Annotated in this window: 15 protein-coding genes and 1 tRNA gene; 9 read left to right on the top strand and 7 right to left on the bottom strand. The window is 69.8% G+C overall.

The features are described from left to right. Positions 1-25: 25 nt before the first annotated feature. A complete protein-coding gene (locus tag B118_RS31605; RefSeq protein ID WP_018811396.1) occupies positions 26-184 on the bottom strand; it encodes a hypothetical protein in 159 nt (52 codons plus the stop codon). A gap of 132 nt (positions 185-316) precedes the next feature. Between B118_RS31605 and B118_RS0108680 the strand changes: the two genes are divergently transcribed. Together B118_RS0108680 and B118_RS30050 are read left to right on the top strand one after the other, a co-directional pair. Continuing rightward, entirely contained in the window at positions 317-682 is a 366-nt protein-coding gene (locus tag B118_RS0108680; protein ID WP_027657966.1) for a VOC family protein, read from the top strand. Positions 683-843: 161 nt separating this feature from the next. Further along, positions 844-1,389 (top strand): class I SAM-dependent methyltransferase, encoded by a 546-nt coding sequence (locus B118_RS30050; RefSeq protein ID WP_028192648.1) that lies wholly within the window; start codon positions 844-846, stop codon positions 1,387-1,389. Between the two features lie 249 nt (positions 1,390-1,638). On the opposite strand, the gene B118_RS0108670 is transcribed toward B118_RS30050, so the two are convergent. Further along, entirely contained in the window at positions 1,639-2,241 is a 603-nt protein-coding gene (locus B118_RS0108670; protein ID WP_018219561.1) for a hypothetical protein, read from the bottom strand. Positions 2,242-3,055: 814 nt separating this feature from the next. Between B118_RS0108670 and B118_RS0108665 the strand changes: the two genes are divergently transcribed. From B118_RS0108665 to B118_RS0108655, 4 genes are all read left to right on the top strand, one after another. Then, positions 3,056-3,238 (top strand): hypothetical protein, encoded by a 183-nt coding sequence (locus B118_RS0108665; RefSeq protein WP_018221159.1) that lies wholly within the window; start codon positions 3,056-3,058, stop codon positions 3,236-3,238. A gap of 235 nt (positions 3,239-3,473) precedes the next feature. Further along, positions 3,474-4,145, top strand: coding sequence for a hypothetical protein (locus tag B118_RS0108660; protein ID WP_028192647.1), 672 nt, complete (start codon positions 3,474-3,476; stop codon positions 4,143-4,145). A gap of 280 nt (positions 4,146-4,425) precedes the next feature. Then, positions 4,426-4,553: transfer RNA gene (locus tag B118_RS31595), tRNA-OTHER, on the top strand. A 55-nt stretch (positions 4,554-4,608) separates the two neighbouring features. Continuing rightward, positions 4,609-6,768 (top strand): TerD family protein, encoded by a 2,160-nt coding sequence (locus B118_RS0108655; RefSeq protein WP_018813046.1) that lies wholly within the window; start codon positions 4,609-4,611, stop codon positions 6,766-6,768. Positions 6,769-7,006: 238 nt separating this feature from the next. Here the strand turns inward: B118_RS0108655 and B118_RS0108650 are convergent, their stop codons facing one another. Then, a complete protein-coding gene (locus tag B118_RS0108650) occupies positions 7,007-7,423 on the bottom strand; it encodes a DUF6228 family protein (RefSeq protein WP_196230356.1) in 417 nt (138 codons plus the stop codon). A gap of 530 nt (positions 7,424-7,953) precedes the next feature. Between B118_RS0108650 and thrS the strand changes: the two genes are divergently transcribed. After that, complete coding sequence (thrS, locus tag B118_RS0108640; protein WP_018813048.1) at positions 7,954-9,171, top strand: threonine--tRNA ligase; 1,218 nt, start codon at positions 7,954-7,956, stop codon at positions 9,169-9,171. A 108-nt stretch (positions 9,172-9,279) separates the two neighbouring features. Here thrS and B118_RS0108635 read toward each other — a convergent pair whose 3' ends face one another. From B118_RS0108635 to B118_RS0108625, 3 genes are all read right to left on the bottom strand, one after another. Beyond that, positions 9,280-11,298 (bottom strand): ABC transporter ATP-binding protein, encoded by a 2,019-nt coding sequence (locus B118_RS0108635; RefSeq protein WP_026271047.1) that lies wholly within the window; start codon positions 11,296-11,298, stop codon positions 9,280-9,282. Continuing rightward, positions 11,295-13,028 (bottom strand): ABC transporter ATP-binding protein, encoded by a 1,734-nt coding sequence (locus tag B118_RS0108630; RefSeq protein ID WP_018813050.1) that lies wholly within the window; start codon positions 13,026-13,028, stop codon positions 11,295-11,297. Before B118_RS0108630 ends, B118_RS0108635 begins: the two co-directional genes overlap by 4 nt. A gap of 115 nt (positions 13,029-13,143) precedes the next feature. Further along, positions 13,144-13,590: a DoxX family protein gene (locus B118_RS0108625; protein WP_018221152.1), complete on the bottom strand. Its 447-nt coding sequence runs from the start codon at positions 13,588-13,590 to the stop codon at positions 13,144-13,146. 80 nt (positions 13,591-13,670) lie between these two features. Between B118_RS0108625 and B118_RS0108620 the strand changes: the two genes are divergently transcribed. Next, the gene (locus tag B118_RS0108620) at positions 13,671-14,300 is read left to right on the top strand and encodes a TetR/AcrR family transcriptional regulator (protein ID WP_026271048.1); all 630 of its coding nucleotides are present in this window, start codon (positions 13,671-13,673) and stop codon (positions 14,298-14,300) included. Here the strand turns inward: B118_RS0108620 and B118_RS0108615 are convergent. Next, the gene (locus B118_RS0108615) at positions 14,209-14,766 is read right to left on the bottom strand and encodes a MarR family winged helix-turn-helix transcriptional regulator (RefSeq protein WP_026271049.1); all 558 of its coding nucleotides are present in this window, start codon (positions 14,764-14,766) and stop codon (positions 14,209-14,211) included. The genes B118_RS0108620 and B118_RS0108615 overlap by 92 nt on opposite strands. Before the next feature lie 52 nt (positions 14,767-14,818). Between B118_RS0108615 and B118_RS0108610 the strand changes: the two genes are divergently transcribed. Further along, positions 14,819-16,444 carry a DHA2 family efflux MFS transporter permease subunit gene (locus B118_RS0108610; protein WP_018813053.1) on the top strand — a complete coding sequence of 542 codons (1,626 nt, stop codon included), beginning with the start codon at positions 14,819-14,821 and terminating at the stop codon, positions 16,442-16,444. Positions 16,445-16,449: the final 5 nt, after the last annotated feature.

The following is a 16,449-nucleotide window of genomic DNA, read 5'->3' as shown; positions in this document are numbered from 1 at the left end:
GGGCTGCTGGCCAATAGCGAGTCGCCTATTCAGTGCCAGCCGGTACCTGCTCCTGATCATCAGGAGTGGTGTAGACCTGCAGCAGCAGGTGAGCCAGCGCTCGAAGGTCTTCAGGTGTCATCTCTGCCGGTAGCGACTTCGCGATCTTGTCGAGAGTGCCGCCGAGGTGCCTGATGGTCGGCATCGTCGGCAGGCGGCCGGTGGATCTGGCACCCCAGCCGCCCGCGGACTACCGGCCCTACGGCGACCGGAGGCCTTACGCGGCCGAGACCTTTGCAGACCGTCGGGTCCCGTCCCGCCAGCCGGCCGACTGCCTATGATCATGCTCATGGCCCTCGAATGGGAACAGATCATCGTGGACTCCTCCGACCCGATCGCCCTCGGGCAGTGGTGGGCCGTGGCTCTCGGCTGGGTCGTGGTCGACCAGACCGATGAGATCATGGAGATCCGACCCGAGCCGGACCGGTTGCCGGGGCTGCTCTTCGTCCCCGTCCCTGAGGGCAAGACGGCGAAGAATCGGCTCCACCCCGACTTCCGCCCCGACAACCACGAGGCCGAGGTCGCCCGGCTGATCTCCCTCGGTGCCCGGCGCGCCGACCCCGCGCAGGAAGGGCAGCACTGGGTGACCCTCTTCGACCCCGAGGGCAACGAATTCTGTGTCCTGTCCGAGCCGAAGAGCTGAGCAGGACCACTCACCCGTTCTGGAGACCGGGTTTTCTGTGGGAGGCCGTCTGGGGTGTCAATGAATCTCGAACGTGATTACTTGACACTTCACCCGAGATCGGAATATACCGAACGCCCTGGCCACGGGTTCGCCGTAGCGGGAACATCCGGGTCGCCGACGTGGGCTGCGGACCGGGCCGGGTCACGATCCTGCTGCCTCGGCTCGGATTGGACGCGTTCGGCATCGACCTGTCACCGCAGATGGTCGCGCTGGCCCGCCAGACGTATCCGGAGCTTGGCTTCGAGGTCGGATCGATGCTGGCGCTGCAGGTGCCGGATGCCAGCCTCGGCGGTCTAATGGCCTACTACTCGATCATTCACGTGCCGTGGGAGCGGCGGCCGGAGGGTCTTCGCCGAGTTCCGCCGCGTGCTCGCGCCAACTGCAACGCGACCGCCGCGGCGTGCAGCATCGTCTCCTGGGTGGGTGAGGTGCCGCTACGAGACGTGCGAGACCTTCACCAGCTACCACCTACAGAGCAGCTTGAGGAACTGCGACAGCGTCAGCACAAGCCGGGATTAACCGCGGTTAACGAGACCGCAGTCCCCGAAGCCGCTGTCGACAGCCGAGAAAGGCGAACGTCCGCGCAAGGTCGCGTCGGCCATCAGGCACCTCGGCGGCACTCCCGACAAGATCGCGAAGTCGCTATAGGCAGGGATGACACCTGAAGACCTTCGAGCGCTGGCTCACCTGCTGCTGCAGGTCTACACCACTCCTGATGATCAGGAGCAGGTAACGGCTGGCACTGAATAGGCGACTCGCTATTGGCCAGCAGTCCCGGGTGATGGGGCCTAGGTACGGCTGTTGGCCGGCACTCAGTTCGGGTGCCGGCCAACAGTTTGCTCTCTCCTTGCGAGGATGTGATCTTGGTGGGCCACTCGCTCCAGCCCGGCGGCGTGGTCAGCGGCCCGGTCGGCTCACTTGTTGAGCCGCCACTGGTCCACGGTCTCGCCTCGGAGAACGCTGAGTAGTGCCTCTTTGTTCTCGAAGCTGGTGACCTTGTCCCGGTCCTCGCTCAGGTGGATGTGCCAGAGGTGCGACGGGTCCGAAGTGGCGGCTTCGTCCTTGCGGAAGTCCCAGCCTTCCACCTCGTTGTCGCTGTCGGCCTGCCCGAAGAACTCACGCCAGCCGTCCAGTCGAGGATCATCGGGATCCTGGCCGGAGGCGAGCAGCCGGCTGGAGTACTCGGCGATGTTGGTGGCCTCCGAGAAGGTCCAGTCGTAGGCGGCGGCCTTGTCCGAGGGTCCGCCCTGGTCGTTGTCGTCGAGGACGGAGTAGTCGGTGGGGCTGTTGGCTACGCGGGTGTTGTGGTAGCCGGGCTTGTCGGTGTAGATACCGCCGTCGGCTGTGCCGGGCTGCAACTTCAGCAGCTCCTCCTGCAGCCACGAGGAAGCCTCGGCCACCTTGTCCGGATGTGGGTTGCTAGCAGCGGTTGCGGGCGTGGCGCCCACCGCGAACGCTCCGCCTAGGGTCGCGGACGCCGCCAGGGCCAGCACACTACGACGCAGAATCGTGTTCATGAGAATGCTCCATTCGGGGGTCGACACCCCACACGCGCCCAAAGGGGGGTTTGGGTGCGAGCACCGTCCGGCGCTCAACAGAACAGGAAAGAAAGGGATCCCCGGGCAACCGCGCGGCCCTAGGAGGCTTTCACGGTGCCGGGTCCATGTGTAACGACCGACGGGCCGCCCTCATTCCGGGGCCTCACCCACCCCGCGGGCGGGTCGCTTCCTCGGTCGCACGCATGGTGTAACGCCCCCAGGCCGGCCGAGATTCCGCCACCACCATGCCCCCGACCACACCCCACACGGACATCATGTGGATATCAGTGATGACGGCCCAACCAGGCGCCGCACCCACCCATACACACCTCCAGCGATCGTCGGCCTGACGTACGGCGATCAGGCCCGGCGCTGCGCTGCGCGGCGTTGACACTCGGCCGGGTCGCTCGCGGCCCGCTGCCGGGCGGCCTGGCTCTGCGCGGCACGGCGCTGCCGCTCCGCCGGCGTCGCCGAAGCCTGGCCGCAGGTCGCGCATCCCGGTCGGCCGCGCTCTGCGCCATCCGCCGCTCCCGCTCCGCTGGCGGCAGCTTCGCCCACCGGAGCCGCTCACCCATGACCACATCGTCACCGACGACACATCCCGTCCAGCGTCCTGCGGGCATCGGCACCAGCAAGGCCACTTCCCGACCTCGCGGGTAGTCAGGGTGACCGTGCCGGCCTCGGCGGCCGGACAAGGTCGGCCCATCGGGGACGCTTACCGGTACGAGCACGTTAGAGTGACATTGCGACCGCAGCCGCTATCCATCACTGCGTCCGCCGTAAAGGAGTGGCAGTGAAGTTCTCCAACGTGTGGACGGAGATCGCCGCCATCGCGGTCCTCACCGCGATCGGTATGGCCCTCGCAGGTCTCGCCTTCGACATTGACTACACGAGCCTAGTGATCAGCTACGCGATCGTCATGGCCGCCACCGTCGCGGCGAAGCTGACCCAGGTCCGCCGGAGGCGGCGGACCTGACACAGCGACTTCCCGCCGGACGCTCAGCAGGCCCGGTGTCCGGCTGGGCAAGGTCGCCGCCGTCCGAACGCGTGACGGCGGGCACCTGGTGGCGGCCGGCGGCGGCGAGTAGGCCTAGCCGACTGGCCAACGTGTAATCCAACCGTTTGGTATTCCGATCAACGAGCCAAGGCTTGGTGACTCTTCGTGCTGGGCGGCGGATGGCGAGGAGCCGGGAAGCTCGTCGAGGTTAGATGTGCCGGTGACGGTTCATGACGTGGCGCGTGCCCTGCCGGACATCCTGACGCTTCGCGAGCGGTGTCGAGCGCTCGCGATGCTGGACGCGATCATGAGCCCTGAGTGGGAGTCGCGGTACTACTCGTTCAATACGCGCTGGGCGCCGGATGAGCAGATGGACTCCATGAGGAACGGATCCGGCGACGAGTGGTCGATCGTCTTCGCGTCGGCTGGTGCGTTCGTCCGGGGTTTCGACCACGAGTCGCCGATGAGCCCGGCCAACAACGATGAGGAGCTGTGGCCGGGACTGGTTGATACCGTGGCGCAGATCTTCTCAAGCTATGTCGACGAGCCGGCGTTCAGCTACGAAGGCACGCTGGAAGCAACCGTGTGCCTATGGCGTCAGCACGGCGACGACCGATGGCACGCCGGAGAACTCAATTTTCCTGGCGGTGATGATCCGGATGGTGCTGACAAGCTGTTCCGCGTGCTCGTTGACGGCACTCCGGTGGCGTACCAGCGTTTCGCCGAGGACTACTACGGAAGAGCCGTGAACCTTGAGGCCGTCAGCGAGGTGTTCGCCGGACACCCGTTGACCGACGAGTTGGTGCGTCGCCTGAACGGTGACCTTCTGGTGGCCGATCTCGCCGAGGATCTCGCTGAGATCGGTTACCCGTCCCGGCCGGTGTAGCGGTTCCAGGTTCCGCCAGCAGCGGCGTGATGGCGGTGGGTGGTGGTGTAGTGAAAGCCGAGGGCTTGGGCGACGACCGGTGCCGGGCCTGGAGGACAAGTTGGTGCAGTGCCGCCAGGCGACCGGGGCTCGCCACGGGCCGGGCTGCGTGTCCTGCGGGTACGGTCCGCTGTTGTCGCCAACAGCGCCAGGGGGAAGGGCACGCTTGCTCCACCGCGTCCAAAGTGGTGTAGAAACCCAGTGGCCAAGTCCGTGTGGCCGGTGTGATCATCGACATCTGGGGTCGCTAGCTCAACTGGCAGAGCATTCGACTGAGTAGCGCGTCCACTCTCCGCCTGTGCGGTCATGGAGGCGCTTCCTTCTCCTTGTTGGATCGAAGGGTTCGGGGTTCGAGTCCCCGGCGACCCACTGTGCCGCGGCTGCAGGTTGGCAGTTGTTGGAGTCCACCGGGAGGAGGAGGCACGTGCTGGACAAGTTGATCATCCAGAGGGCACTGCGCGTGCCGGCGAGCACCGGCGCGGCCGGTGATGGCACGTCCGTGGCCCGACAGTTGGATGCAGCGCTGCTCGATGTCGGGTTCTCGGCGTCGCGGGCTCTGCTGGGCCACATCGGCGGCCTGGCGCCCGAGCCGGCGATGGATCTTGCCGCCACCGTGGTGTCGGCGGTGCGGGAGCTGGTCGGTGATCACGTTCGGCACAACGCGTACTTCATCGGCTTCCCGGACGATGTGCCGGACACCGTAGAGTTCTGGATCGACCGGCTGCGGGCGGCCGTTCTCACCGGTGGGGGCACGGCGACCGACGCGCAGCTGCGTGCGGCTGTCGCCTCGGGTGGGGTGAACCTGCTCGACCTGCCGGCGTACGGGACCTACCAGCACACCTACGCCGAGCTGCTAGCGGCGCACGATGAGCTGATCACCGCGGCCGGTAGCCGGGTGACGGTGCTACGGCTCGGTGATGTCGCCGAGGTGGAGGCGGAGCGGCTGTATCTGGCCCTGGCCGGCAGCGCGACGCCGCTGGGTGAGGCGGACCTGACCGTCCTCGGTGAGCTGGCGGTCGCCTGCATGGATGGCGCACAGCCGGCGGAGGTGCCGGTGCGGGAGAACCGTGCCGTGCTCAACGGGGTCCGGCTGGTGCTTGGCCGGCCGCTGGTCGGTATGGACACCACGACGGATGTGCTGCGGCTTGCCTGCCAGGCGTCCGGCGGGGACACCTCACTGGTGACGGCTACGCGGTTCCGGTCGTTCCGGCGCCCGGAGCGGCGGGTGCTGCTCGCTGCGCTGGACGCTGTCGTCGGGGCGAGCCCGGGCAAGCTCGGTGACGTCGCCCGGTATGCCGAGCGGTGGAAGCGACTCGGGGAGCGGCTGCACCCGCACGAGTACGGCCAGTGGCCGCACGCCCGGGAAGTGTTCGCGGTCGCGCGTGGCGAGCGCCGGGTGCCGAACCTGGCGGGTCGGGCCGAGACGGCCGTCCGTGCCGGCGCTGTCGGTCAGGCCGCGTCGTTGCTGTCGGCCGCTCCGGGCATGCTCCTGCGATCCGCCGACCGGCTGCTACGGCTGGCATCGGCGGCCGAGCGGAGCGCCGTCCTCGACGCGGTCACCGGCGCGTTCGGTGCGGCGTCGGGCCGGGTGCTGCTGTCGCTGCGGGAGCACGTCGACAACCGGCTGACACCCGCGTCGGCCCGGATGTACGCGAGCCGCTCGCGCAGCGCGTGGGTCGGCCCGGATGCCCGCCCGCCGCTGCCCGCCGAGCTGGTGGCCAAGCTGTCGGACCTGCTCGACGCCGAGATCAGCGCCCGACTGCCGGATCCGCAGCGGCCGCTGCTGGTGGATCCGGAGGTGCTCGACGTCGCCCTGCCGCTGTCGGGCAAGGCGACCGAGAGTGGTTTCGCGGTGCTGCCGCGAGGCTCGCGCGCACCGGTCACCGGTGAGCTGTTGCGCTTCTTCACGTATTGGCGGCAGGCGAGTCGCCGCACCGACTACGACCTGTCGGTGCTGCTGCTGGACAGCGAATTCCACACGGCGGGGCAGGTGTCCTGGACGAACTACCACCACGACGGGGTGGTGCACTCCGGGGACGTCACCGACGCGACGAACGGCGCGACCGAGTTCATCGACGTGCCCTTGGCGGAACTCGGACATTACGTGGTTCCGCAGGTCTACATCTATGCGGGTGAGTCGTTCGACGAGGTCGCCGAGTCGATGTTCGGCTACCAGACCCGAGAGCGGGACCAGCGAGGTGCCCCGTTCGACGCCCGGACCGTGCGGGCACGTTCGCAGATGCGCGGGCAGGGCCGGGTCGCGCTGCCGATGGTGTTCGCCAGGACCGAGCACGGTTGGCAGGCCGTGTGGCTGCACCTGTACCTGCGGGGGCAGCCGTCGTTCAACCGGGTGGAGGACAACACGTTCACCACGACGGATCGGGTGCGGGCGCTGATGGAGCGGCGGTACCTCACCGTGTCCTACCTTGTCGACCGGTGGCGCGCGCGGGCCGAGGTGACGACGTGGGACGGACAGCTGCCGGACGAGCCCGTCACGTTCATCGGCATTGACGCGCCGGAGGGCTTGCCCCACGGGTCCGAGGCATACACGTTGGATAGGCTGAGTGAGTTGATCCCTGAGTAAGCGGCGAGAGCCGAGGCCATGCGGGCGCTTCCTTCTCATCCGTTCGATTCGGTGCCTCCGCGCAAGCGGAGGATTGGTAATCAGCGCCCGTGCTCTCCTCGGCTCTCGCTAGTCGACTGGCAGAGTCACCTATTTGATGTAGCTGGTATTCATCTGTCTTAGTGGGCTTCGGTTACGGAGGGCAGCAGCCCGTGGTGGTTGACGGCAGCGGCGGTTGGCGGGGGTGGTGCCGTGGCGGCTACTTGGTCGGACCGGGGTTGGGTAGGAACTCGCGGAGGTCCGCGGCGAGATTGCTCATCTGCTCCCCGCCTTCGAGCCAGGTGGTGATCGACGCCTGCCAGGCATCGGAGCGGGATACCCAGGGTTGGAGCTGCCAGGTGAGTGCCACGTGACCGCCGGAGTGGAAGGTGGCGCGGACGGTGAGGTGGTTGGCCTGCCAGGTCCGCTCGTCGACCCAGCCGCGGTAGTCGGCGGCGAGCTGACCGATGAAGTCAGGAAGCCAGGCTCCGTCCCAGACCCACATCTCAGCGCCCAGTTCGGCGTGTAGGCCCTGTGCGCGGGCTTCGACCGCGAAGCAGATGCCGTATTCGTCGGGAAAGGAACGGTCGTGCAGGCGGATGGACACCGCCGGGTCGTCTTGGCATCGGACTATCACGTGGAGGTTGTCGTCACCGCTCTGGTCAGGCACCTCGCGACAGTAGGCGATCGAACTCGTTTGAGCAGGCGAGTTACGGTTCAGCGCTACGGCCGACGGTGTAGCGGTTCCAGGTTCCGCCAGCAGCGGCGTGATGGCGGTGGACGGTGTGGTGAAAGCCGAGGGCTTGGGCGACGACCGGTGCCGGGGCCTGGAGGACACGTTGGTGTAGTGCGGCCAGGCGGCCGGGAATGGCGGGGACGCCGAGGTCTCGGATGAGTGGCCCGATCGTGCTTGTGGTCGGCGGGCGAGACGGTGAGGTCGGCGCCGGGTCGTCGCGGCCGGAGGTGGGTCAAATTCGGGTGCGGGCTCGACACTGCTCGCCGTAACCTCGCCCCATGCAGGCTGCGGTAGGGAACACGACGCCGGGGAACCCCGGCATACCGCACTGACTTCACCGTCAACGAGGCCCCGGGGCGAACCGCCCGGGGTCTCGGTTGCGTTCCCGGTACCGATCGCTCCGAGCGCCGTACCCGAACCAGGAGCGCGACATGATCGACCACCGTAGGCTCGGCCGCGAGCTGGGCCTGTTTACCTCCGACCCGCTCGCCGGCGCGGGGCTGCCACTCTGGCTGCCGGCCGGGGCGGCGGCCCGGCACGCCGTCGAGGAGTACCTCCGGGACCTCGAACGTCAGGCCGACTACCAGCACGTCGTCACCCCGCCCCTCGGTCGGCGGGAACTCTTCGAACGCTCCGGGCACCTTGGCCACTTCGCCGAGGAGATGTTCCCACCGATGCGGCTGTCGGCCGACGACGAGCTCCTGCTCCGCCCGGCGCTCTGCCCACACCACGCGTTGGTCTACCGGTGCCGGGGACGATCCTGGCGGGACCTGCCGCTGCGGATCGCCGAGCTGGGCGGGATGTACCGGGCCGAGCGCTCCGGTGTGCTGGGCGGGCTGGCTCGGGTGCGGGCGATCTCGCTCAACGACGCCCACAACTTCTGCACCCTGGAGCAGGTCGGGGCGGAGGTGGCGGAGATCCTCCGGCTGATCCGCGCGGCACACGCCGCCCTCGGCGTACGGCCGGCGGGGTTCCGGCTGTCGCTGCGGGGCCCGGGCCAGCGCTACGTCGGCGCGGAGGACAACTGGGCGTGGGCCGAGGAGTTACTCCGCGCCGCGCTCGGAGGGGTGGAGTACACCGAGGATGTCGGTGCGGCGGCCTTCTACGGACCAAAGATCGATATCCAGGTGTCGGACGCCGCCGGTCGGGAGTGGACGCTCTCCACCGTCCAACTCGACTTCGACAAGCCGGAGCGGTTCGATCTGTCGTACGTCGACTCCGGTGGCGCCCGGCGCCGGCCGGTGCTGGTGCACCGCAGCCTCGTTGGGAGCATGGAGCGGCTGTTCAGCTACCTGATCGAGGTGCACGAGGGGGCTTTCCCCGTCTGGTACGCGCCGGTTCAGCTGGTGGTCCTGCCGGTCGCGGCCGAGCAGGACGGCGCGGCTGACGAGTTCGTCGCCGCGGCGCGCGCCGCCGGCCTGCGGGCCGAGGTGGACCGGGGCGGCTCGCTGGGCGGACGGATCCGTGACGCGGCGCAGGCCCGGGTCCCGTACGCCGCGGTGGTCGGCCCGCGGGAGGCCGCCGCCGGACGGGTGTCGCTGCGGCTGCGGGACGGCCAACAACTGGCCCCGCTGCCCACCGCCGAGGCCCTCGCCCTGGTTACCCGGGTCGTCGCGACCCGCTCGCCGGAGCTCCTCCCACCGGGCTGAGCGGCACGCCGAGGACCGCCGGAAGCCCGGGTGTTCCGGGTTGCCGGCGGTCGACTCGCCTTCCGTGCGGTAGGCGTTCTTCCGTGGTCCCCGGTGCCCCTTCGCCGGCTACGGAGCCGAGGTCGGCTCGGATTCGGTCGGCCGGCCCTGGGTGAACTGGGACCGATGCAGGTCGGCGTACGGGCCGTCGGCCGCGAGCAACTCGTCGTGGGTGCCCTGTTCGACGATGCGCCCGTCCACCATCATCAGGATCAGGTCGGCGTCGCGGATGGTGGAGAGCCGGTGTGCGATCACGAAGCTGGTGCGGTCGGAGCGCAGCGCCGCCATCGCCCGTTGGAGCAGCACCTCGGTCCGGGTGTCCACGGAGCTGGTGGCCTCGTCGAGGATCAGCAGTGACGGCTCGGCGAGGAAGGCGCGGGCGATGGTGATGAGCTGCCGCTCGCCGGCGCTGATGTTGCTCCCCTCCTCGTCGATCACGGTGTCGTAGCCATCGGGCAGGCTGCGTACGAAGCGGTCCACGAAGGTCGCCCGGGCCGCCGCCAGGATCTCCTCCTCGGTGGCGTCGGGTCGGCCGTAGGCGATGTTCTCCCGGATCGTGCCGGTGAACAGCCAGGTGTCCTGGAGCACCATGCCGATGCGACAGCGTAGGTCGTCCCGGCGCAGCCCGGTGATGTCCACTCCGTCGAGGGTGATCCGACCCGCGTTCAGCTCGTAGAAGCGCAGCACCAGGTTGACCAGGGTGGTCTTGCCGGCCCCGGTCGGCCCGACGATCGCCACGGTCTGGCCGGGCTCGGCGGTCAGCGACAGGTCCTCGATCAACGGCTCGTCCGGTGTGTACCGGAAGGAGACGTGCTCGAACGCGACCCGTCCGCGGGGTGCGGTCAGTTGGGCCGGGGAGGTCGGTTCCGGAGTCTGCTCCTCGGCGTCGAGCACCGCGAAGACCCGCTCGGCGGAGGCGACCCCGGACTGGAGCAGGTTCGTCATCGCGGCGAGCTGGGTGAGCGGCTGGGTGAACTGGCGGGAGTACTGGATGAAGGCCTGCACGTCGCCGAGGGTCATCGTGCCCGATGCCACCCGGAGCCCGCCGACCACGGCGATCGCCACGTAGCTGAGGTTTCCGATGAACATCATCGCCGGCATGATGATTCCGGAGATGAACTGCGCCCCGAAGCTGGCCTGGAACAGCTCCTCGTTCTTGGCCGCGAAGGAGGTTTGCACAGCCCGCTGCCGGCCGAAGACCTTGACCAACTCGTGGCCGGTGAAAGCCTCCTCGATCTGACCGTTGAGCTCCGCGGTGTGCGTCCACTGGGCGACGAACCGCGGCTGGGACCGCTTCGCGATCTGCTGGGTGACGAGGACCGACAGGGGCACCGCCACCAGTGCGATCAGGGCCAACAGTGGCGAGATCCAGAACATCATGGCGAGCACCCCGACCACGGTGAGCAGCGCGGTGAGCAGTTGGCTCAGGGTCTGCTGCAGGCTGACCGAGATGTTGTCGATGTCGTTGGTGACCCGGCTGAGCAGCTCACCCCGGGGCTGTCGGTCGAAGTAGGGCAGGGGCAGCCGGTTCAGCTTGGCCGCCACGTCCTCGCGTAGCCGGTGCACGGTCCGCTGCACAATCCCGGTGAGCAGCCAGCCCTGCGCCCAGATGAGCAGGGACGCCGCGGCAAAGAGGGCGAGCGCCAGCAGCAGCGCCCGGGCCAGCGCGGCCGAGTCGATCCCGGCGCCGGGGACCACGTCCATCCGGGTGATGATGTCGGCGAAGCTGTCGTTGCCCGCCGCGCGCGCCGCCGCGGCGGCGGCCTCCGTCGTCGTGCCGGGTTCGAGTTGTCTCCCCAACACCCCAGCGAAGATCAGGTCGGTGGCGTGGCCGAGCACTCTCGGGCCGACCACGTTCAGGCCGACACCGAGCACCGTCAGGGCGATCACCCCGATCAGGGGGAGACGGTGCGGGCGCAGCCGTCCGAGGAGGCGCCGAGCCGACGGCCCGAAGGACATCGACCGTTCGGCGGGCATGCCCGGCCCCGGCCAGGACGGTCCGCTGCCGCGTTGGCCGCCGGCTGGTAGCCGCTGGGGCGTGGGCTCCTCGCCGGGTGGGTTCTTCTTCGGTACGACCGGAGCACTCACGCCGTCACCCCCGTGCTCTGCTGAGATGCGACGATCTCCGCGTACGTGGGGCAGTTCGTCAGTAACTCGGCGTGCCGGCCGATCCCCACGACACCCCCGTCCTCCAGCACCACGATCTGGTCGGCGTCTGCCACGGTGGCGACCCGCTGCGCCACGACCACCACCGCCGCGTCGGCGGTGACCGGGCGCAGCGCCGCCCGCAGCCGTGCGTCGGTGCCGAGGTCAAGAGCGGAGAAGGAGTCGTCGAAGAGGTAGATCTCTGGTCGGCGGACCAGCGCCCGGGCGATGGCCAGCCGCTGCCGCTGCCCGCCGGAGAGGTTGGTGCCCCCCTGCGCTACCGGTGCGTCCAGCCCGTCCGGCAGCGCCGCGACGAAGTCGTGGGCCTGCGCCACCTCCAGCGCCGCCCACAGTTCGGCCTCGGTGGCGTTTGGGTTGCCGTGTCGCAGGTTGGTGGCGATCGTGCCGGTGAACAGGTACGGGCGCTGGGGCACCAGGCCGATCCGCTGCCACAGTGCCTCCGGCGCGAGATCCCGGACGTTGACCCCGTCCACCAGCACCGCGCCGGAGGTGGCGTCGATCAGTCGTGGGATCAGGGCGAGCAGGGTGCTCTTGCCGGCGCCGGTGCTGCCGATGATCGCGGTGGTCGTGCCCGGGGTCACCCGGAACGACACGTCCCGCAGCACCGGCTCGGCCGCACCCGGGTACTGGAATCGCACCTTGTGTAGCTCCACCTCGGCTCGGCCCGGCGGTGTGGTGACCGGCTCCGGTGGGGGCGTGACCGAGGTTTCGGTCGCCAGCACCTCGCTGACCCGCTCCGCGCAGACCGCCGCTCTCGGCACCATCATCAGCATGAAGGTGGCCATCATGACCGCCATCAGGATCTGCATCAGGTACTGGAGGAAGGCGGTGAGGGAGCCGACCTCGATGGCGCCGGCGTCGACCCGTCCGGCACCGAACCAGAGCACCGCGACGCTGGAGACGTTGAGGACCAGCATCACGATCGGGAAGATCAGTGCTGCCAGTCGGCCGGTCTGCAGGGCGGTCGCGGTCAGGTCGGTGTTGGCGGTGGCGAAGCGCCGGGTCTCGTCCGGTTCCCGGACGAACGCCCGTACCACCCGGATGCCGGTGATCTGCTCGCGGAGGACCCGGTTGACGGTGTCGATGCGGGTCTGCATGAGTCGGAATCCGGGCACCATCCGTCGGATCACCTGGCCCAGGCCGAGCGCCAGGACGGGGACGCTGACCAGCAGCAGCCAGGAGAGCCCGAGGTCCTCGCGGAGCGCCATCACCACCCCGCCGACGCTCATGATCGGCGCGGCGACCAGCATCGTGCAGCTCATCAGCACCAGCATCTGCACCTGCTGCACGTCGTTGGTGTTGCGAGTGATCAGCGATGGTGCGCCGAAGTGGGCGACCTCCCGCGCGGAGAAGGTGTTGACGTGGGCGAAGAGCGCCGCCCGGACATCCCGGCCGTACGCCATCGCGGTGCGGGCGCCGAGGTAGACGGCGGCGATCGAGCAGACGATCTGTACCAGGCTGACGACGAGCATCCAGGCCCCGGTGCGGAGGATGAAGCCGGTGTCGCCGCGGGCCACCCCAAGGTCGATGATGTCGGCGTTGAGGCTCGGCAGGTACAGCGAGGCGATGGTGCCGACGAACTGGAGGGCGACCACGGCCGCCAGCGGGCGGTGGTAGGGGCGTAGGTAGGTGCGGAGCAGTTGGATCAGCACGCCGGCTCTCCGTGGGGCTCGCCTGGGTCGGCCCGGGCGGTCAGGATGACCAGCGCCCGAGTGGTGTGTCCTGGCGGGGGGCTAGGTTCACCCGGGCAGGTTAGTGGCCGGATCGTCAGGTGCCAACCGAAATGGCGACGGCGGTGGCGACGAAGATTCCCTGCATGGCGGTACGGGCGGCCAGCGGGGTGACGGGACGGCCGGCCAGGGTGAGCTTGCGTCGTGCCCCGGACACGTTCGCCGGGAACATCGCCAGCATCAGGACGGCCAGCCCGGCGGCGGCCCACCGAGCGGTGGGAGGAGCCAGGAGCGCCGCCGCGCCGAGTAGCTCCAGCATCCCGGTGAGGGTGACCAGGATCCTGGGGTGGGGGAGTCGTGGTGGCACCAGCGCGACGAGGTCGGCCCGGCGTCGTGGGCTGAAGTGCGCCAGGCCGGTGACCGTGAGCATCAGGGCGAGCCCCACCCGCAGAGCGGGGTGCCAGCCGTCGAGCGCACCCACGCCGGCCAGGCCGGCCAGCCGGGCCAACCCGGTGCCGGCCACCAGTGTGATCAGTGGAACCATCGGAACCTCCAAGCCGATCTTGTCGGTGCCAAGACTGCCTCCGTCGGCACATCTTGTCAACGGCAAGATATGCTTCCGGGATGACCGGTGTACGTGGCTACCATCACGGCGATCTTCGGCGGGTCCTGCTCGCCGCCGCCGCGGTGGCGATCGAGGAGTCCGGGCCCGCCGCCCTGAGCCTGCGCGACCTCGCCCGCCGAGCCGGCGTGTCGCATGCGGCGCCCGCCCATCACTTCGGCGACAAGCCGGGGTTGCTCACCGCGCTCGCGGTCGAGGGCTTCGACCTGCTCGCCGCGGCGCTGCAGACCGGCGACAGCCTGCTCGAGATGGGGGTGGCCTACGTGGACTTCGCCGTCCGGCGTCGGGCGCACTTCGAGGTGATGTACCGCCCCGACCTCTACCGCGTCGACGCGCCGGAGGTGGTGGCGGCCCGAGGACGATCGCGTGCGGTCCTGCGCTCGGCGGTGGCTGACCTGCCACCGGGGCCGGGCGCGGCGGGTGGCGCCGCCGGGGACGCGCTCGCCGCCTGGTCCATCGTGCATGGCTTCGCCACCCTGTGGAATGCGGGCGCCCTGCCGGACGAGGCGGGGGACGATCCGCGGGAGGCCGCTCGCGCCGTCATTCGTCGGCTGTTCGGATCCCGCGTGTCTGACGGTGACGTACGAGGTCGGGCGGCTCCGCCGGCGCGGTCACCACGTACTCCCGCATAACCTCGGCCACCTGCAGCAGGAAGGTGGCGGTAGCGGCTGCCTGCTCCGGCGTGAGCCGGTCGACCGCCTGTTCGATGCCGGCCAGCATCGGCTGTAGTGCCGCCGACACCTCGTCGTACCCCTCGTCGGTGACCTGCAGCGCCACCCGGCGGCGATCCTGCGGATGCGGCGTACGCGCCAGGTGGCCGGCTCGGACCAGCCGATCCACCAGCACGGTGGCCGAGGCGGACCGGATGCCGAGGCGGTTGCCCAACTCCACCGGGCCGAGCGGGTCCGGGCTGGCGGCGAGGTGGTCGATGGCGGCGGCGTCGGTGACCCCGATCCCGAGCCGGCGGGCCAGCGCCCCCCGGGTGTCGCTGGCAGCCCGGATCACCTCGCGCAACGCCCGGGCGGTTCGGCTGGTCGAGGGCGCTTCGCTGTATGGCCCGCGACGCGAGCCGGGGGTGGTTGACGCGGCGCTGTCCACGGGACGAAGCTAGCAGCTCAGGTAGCTAGATAAACTAGCGATCGGAGCGAGTATGCCGAAGCAGGGACGTGGCCGCTGGTGGGGGCTGCTCGCCATCAGCCTCGGAGTCGCCACGATCATCGTCGACGTAACGATCGTCAACGTCGCCGTCCCGGCGATCATCGCCGACCTCGGTGTCAGCTCCGCCGGGGCGCAGTGGGTCCAGGAGGCGTACACCCTCGTCTTCGCCGCCCTGCTCCTGGTCGCCGGCCGCTTCGCTGACCGTGCCGGCCGCCGCCGGATGTTCGTCGTCGGCGTGCTGGTCTTCGTCGTCGCAAGCCTGCTCGCCGCGTCCGCCGGCTCCGGTGCGGAGCTGATCGGGGCGCGGGTGCTCCAAGGGCTCGGCGGCGCGATGATGCTGCCCACCTCACTGTCCCTGCTGAACGCGAACTTCGCCGGCCGAGAGCGGGCGATCGCCTTCGCGGTCTGGGGCTCCACCATCGGCGGGGCCGCCGCGCTCGGCCCGCTGCTCGGCGGCTGGCTCACCACCGAGCTCTCCTGGCGGTGGGCCTTCGGCATCAACCTGCCGATCGGCCTGCTGGTCGTCACCGCCACGCTCGCGCTGGTCCCCGAATCCCGCGACGACCGGGTCGAGCGCGGCATCGACCTGATTGGGGCGCTGCTGTCGGTGCTCGGCATGACCGGCGTCGTCTTCGCCCTCATCGAGGGGCGCACGTACGGCTGGTGGGGGTTGGCGAAGCCGGTCAAAATCCTCGGCCTGGACTGGCCCGCCGTGATCTCACCGGTGCCGGTCGTCGGGCTGACCGGCCTGGCCGCCCTCGCCCTTCTGGTCACCCACCAGGTGCGCCGTAACCGGGTCGGTCGGCCGGCGCTGATCGACCTGTCGCTGTTTCGGATCGGCTCCTTCCGGACCGGCGTCACCGCCGCCGCGATCGTCAGCCTGGGCGAGTTCGGTCTCCTCTTCGCGCTCCCGCTCTGGTATCAGAACGTGCTCGGCTACAGCGCCTTCCACACCGGCCTGGCGCTGCTGCCCCTCGCCGTCGGGAGCTTCCTCTCCAGTGCGCTCGGAGCGCTTCTCGTCAAACGGTGGGGCACCACCCGGGTGGTGCAACTCGGCGTAGCCGCGGAGATCGCCGGCATCGCCGGACTCGGCCTCGTGGTCGCCCCCGACACCCGCTGGTGGGCTCCGCTCGGCCTGCTCTTCGTCTACGGCGTCGGCGTCGGTCTGGCCACCGCCCAGCTCACCGGGGTGTCGCTGCGAGAGGTGCCGGTCCGGCGCAGCGGCCAGGGGTCCGGGGTGCAGAGCACCGCGCGGCAGGTCGGCTCCGCCCTCGGCATCGCCGTGCTCGGCACGGTCCTCTTCGCCGGGCTCAGCGGGCTGCTCGGGGCGCGGCTCGCTGATCGCCCCGAGCTCGATTCCACCCAGCGGGAACAGGTGGTGACCGAGGTCCGGGAGAGTGGCGGAGCGGCGATCGCCGGGCTCGCCGCCGACCCCCGCACCGCGCCGATCGCCGAGGAGGCGAAGGCCGCCTTCGCCGACGCCACCCGGTACGCCGCCTTCACCGCCGCCGGCTTCCTGCTCATCGGGCTGATCGCCTGCGCCCGACTGCCCCGGGACCGCCCCGAGGCGGCGGAGCCGGCGCCGACGCCACAGCCGGCGGCCAGCCCGGCCAACTAGCCGTG

Source organism: Salinispora pacifica CNR114 (genome assembly GCF_000514775.1).
GTDB lineage: Bacteria > Actinomycetota > Actinomycetes > Mycobacteriales > Micromonosporaceae > Micromonospora > Micromonospora pacifica.
Note: the sequence above shows the minus strand (reverse complement) of the source record. Positions and strands in the feature narration are given on the sequence as shown.

Coding starts and splice junctions, on each gene's coding strand:
- B118_RS31605 (WP_018811396.1), bottom strand. CDS start 184: ATGCCGACCATCAGGCACCTCGGCGGCACTCTCGACAAGATCGCGAAG.
- B118_RS0108680 (WP_027657966.1), top strand. CDS start 317: ATGATCATGCTCATGGCCCTCGAATGGGAACAGATCATCGTGGACTCC.
- B118_RS0108670 (WP_018219561.1), bottom strand. CDS start 2,241: ATGAACACGATTCTGCGTCGTAGTGTGCTGGCCCTGGCGGCGTCCGCG.
- thrS (WP_018813048.1), top strand. CDS start 7,954: ATGATCGACCACCGTAGGCTCGGCCGCGAGCTGGGCCTGTTTACCTCC.
- B118_RS0108625 (WP_018221152.1), bottom strand. CDS start 13,590: ATGGTTCCACTGATCACACTGGTGGCCGGCACCGGGTTGGCCCGGCTG.
- B118_RS0108620 (WP_026271048.1), top strand. CDS start 13,671: ATGACCGGTGTACGTGGCTACCATCACGGCGATCTTCGGCGGGTCCTG.
- B118_RS0108610 (WP_018813053.1), top strand. CDS start 14,819: ATGCCGAAGCAGGGACGTGGCCGCTGGTGGGGGCTGCTCGCCATCAGC.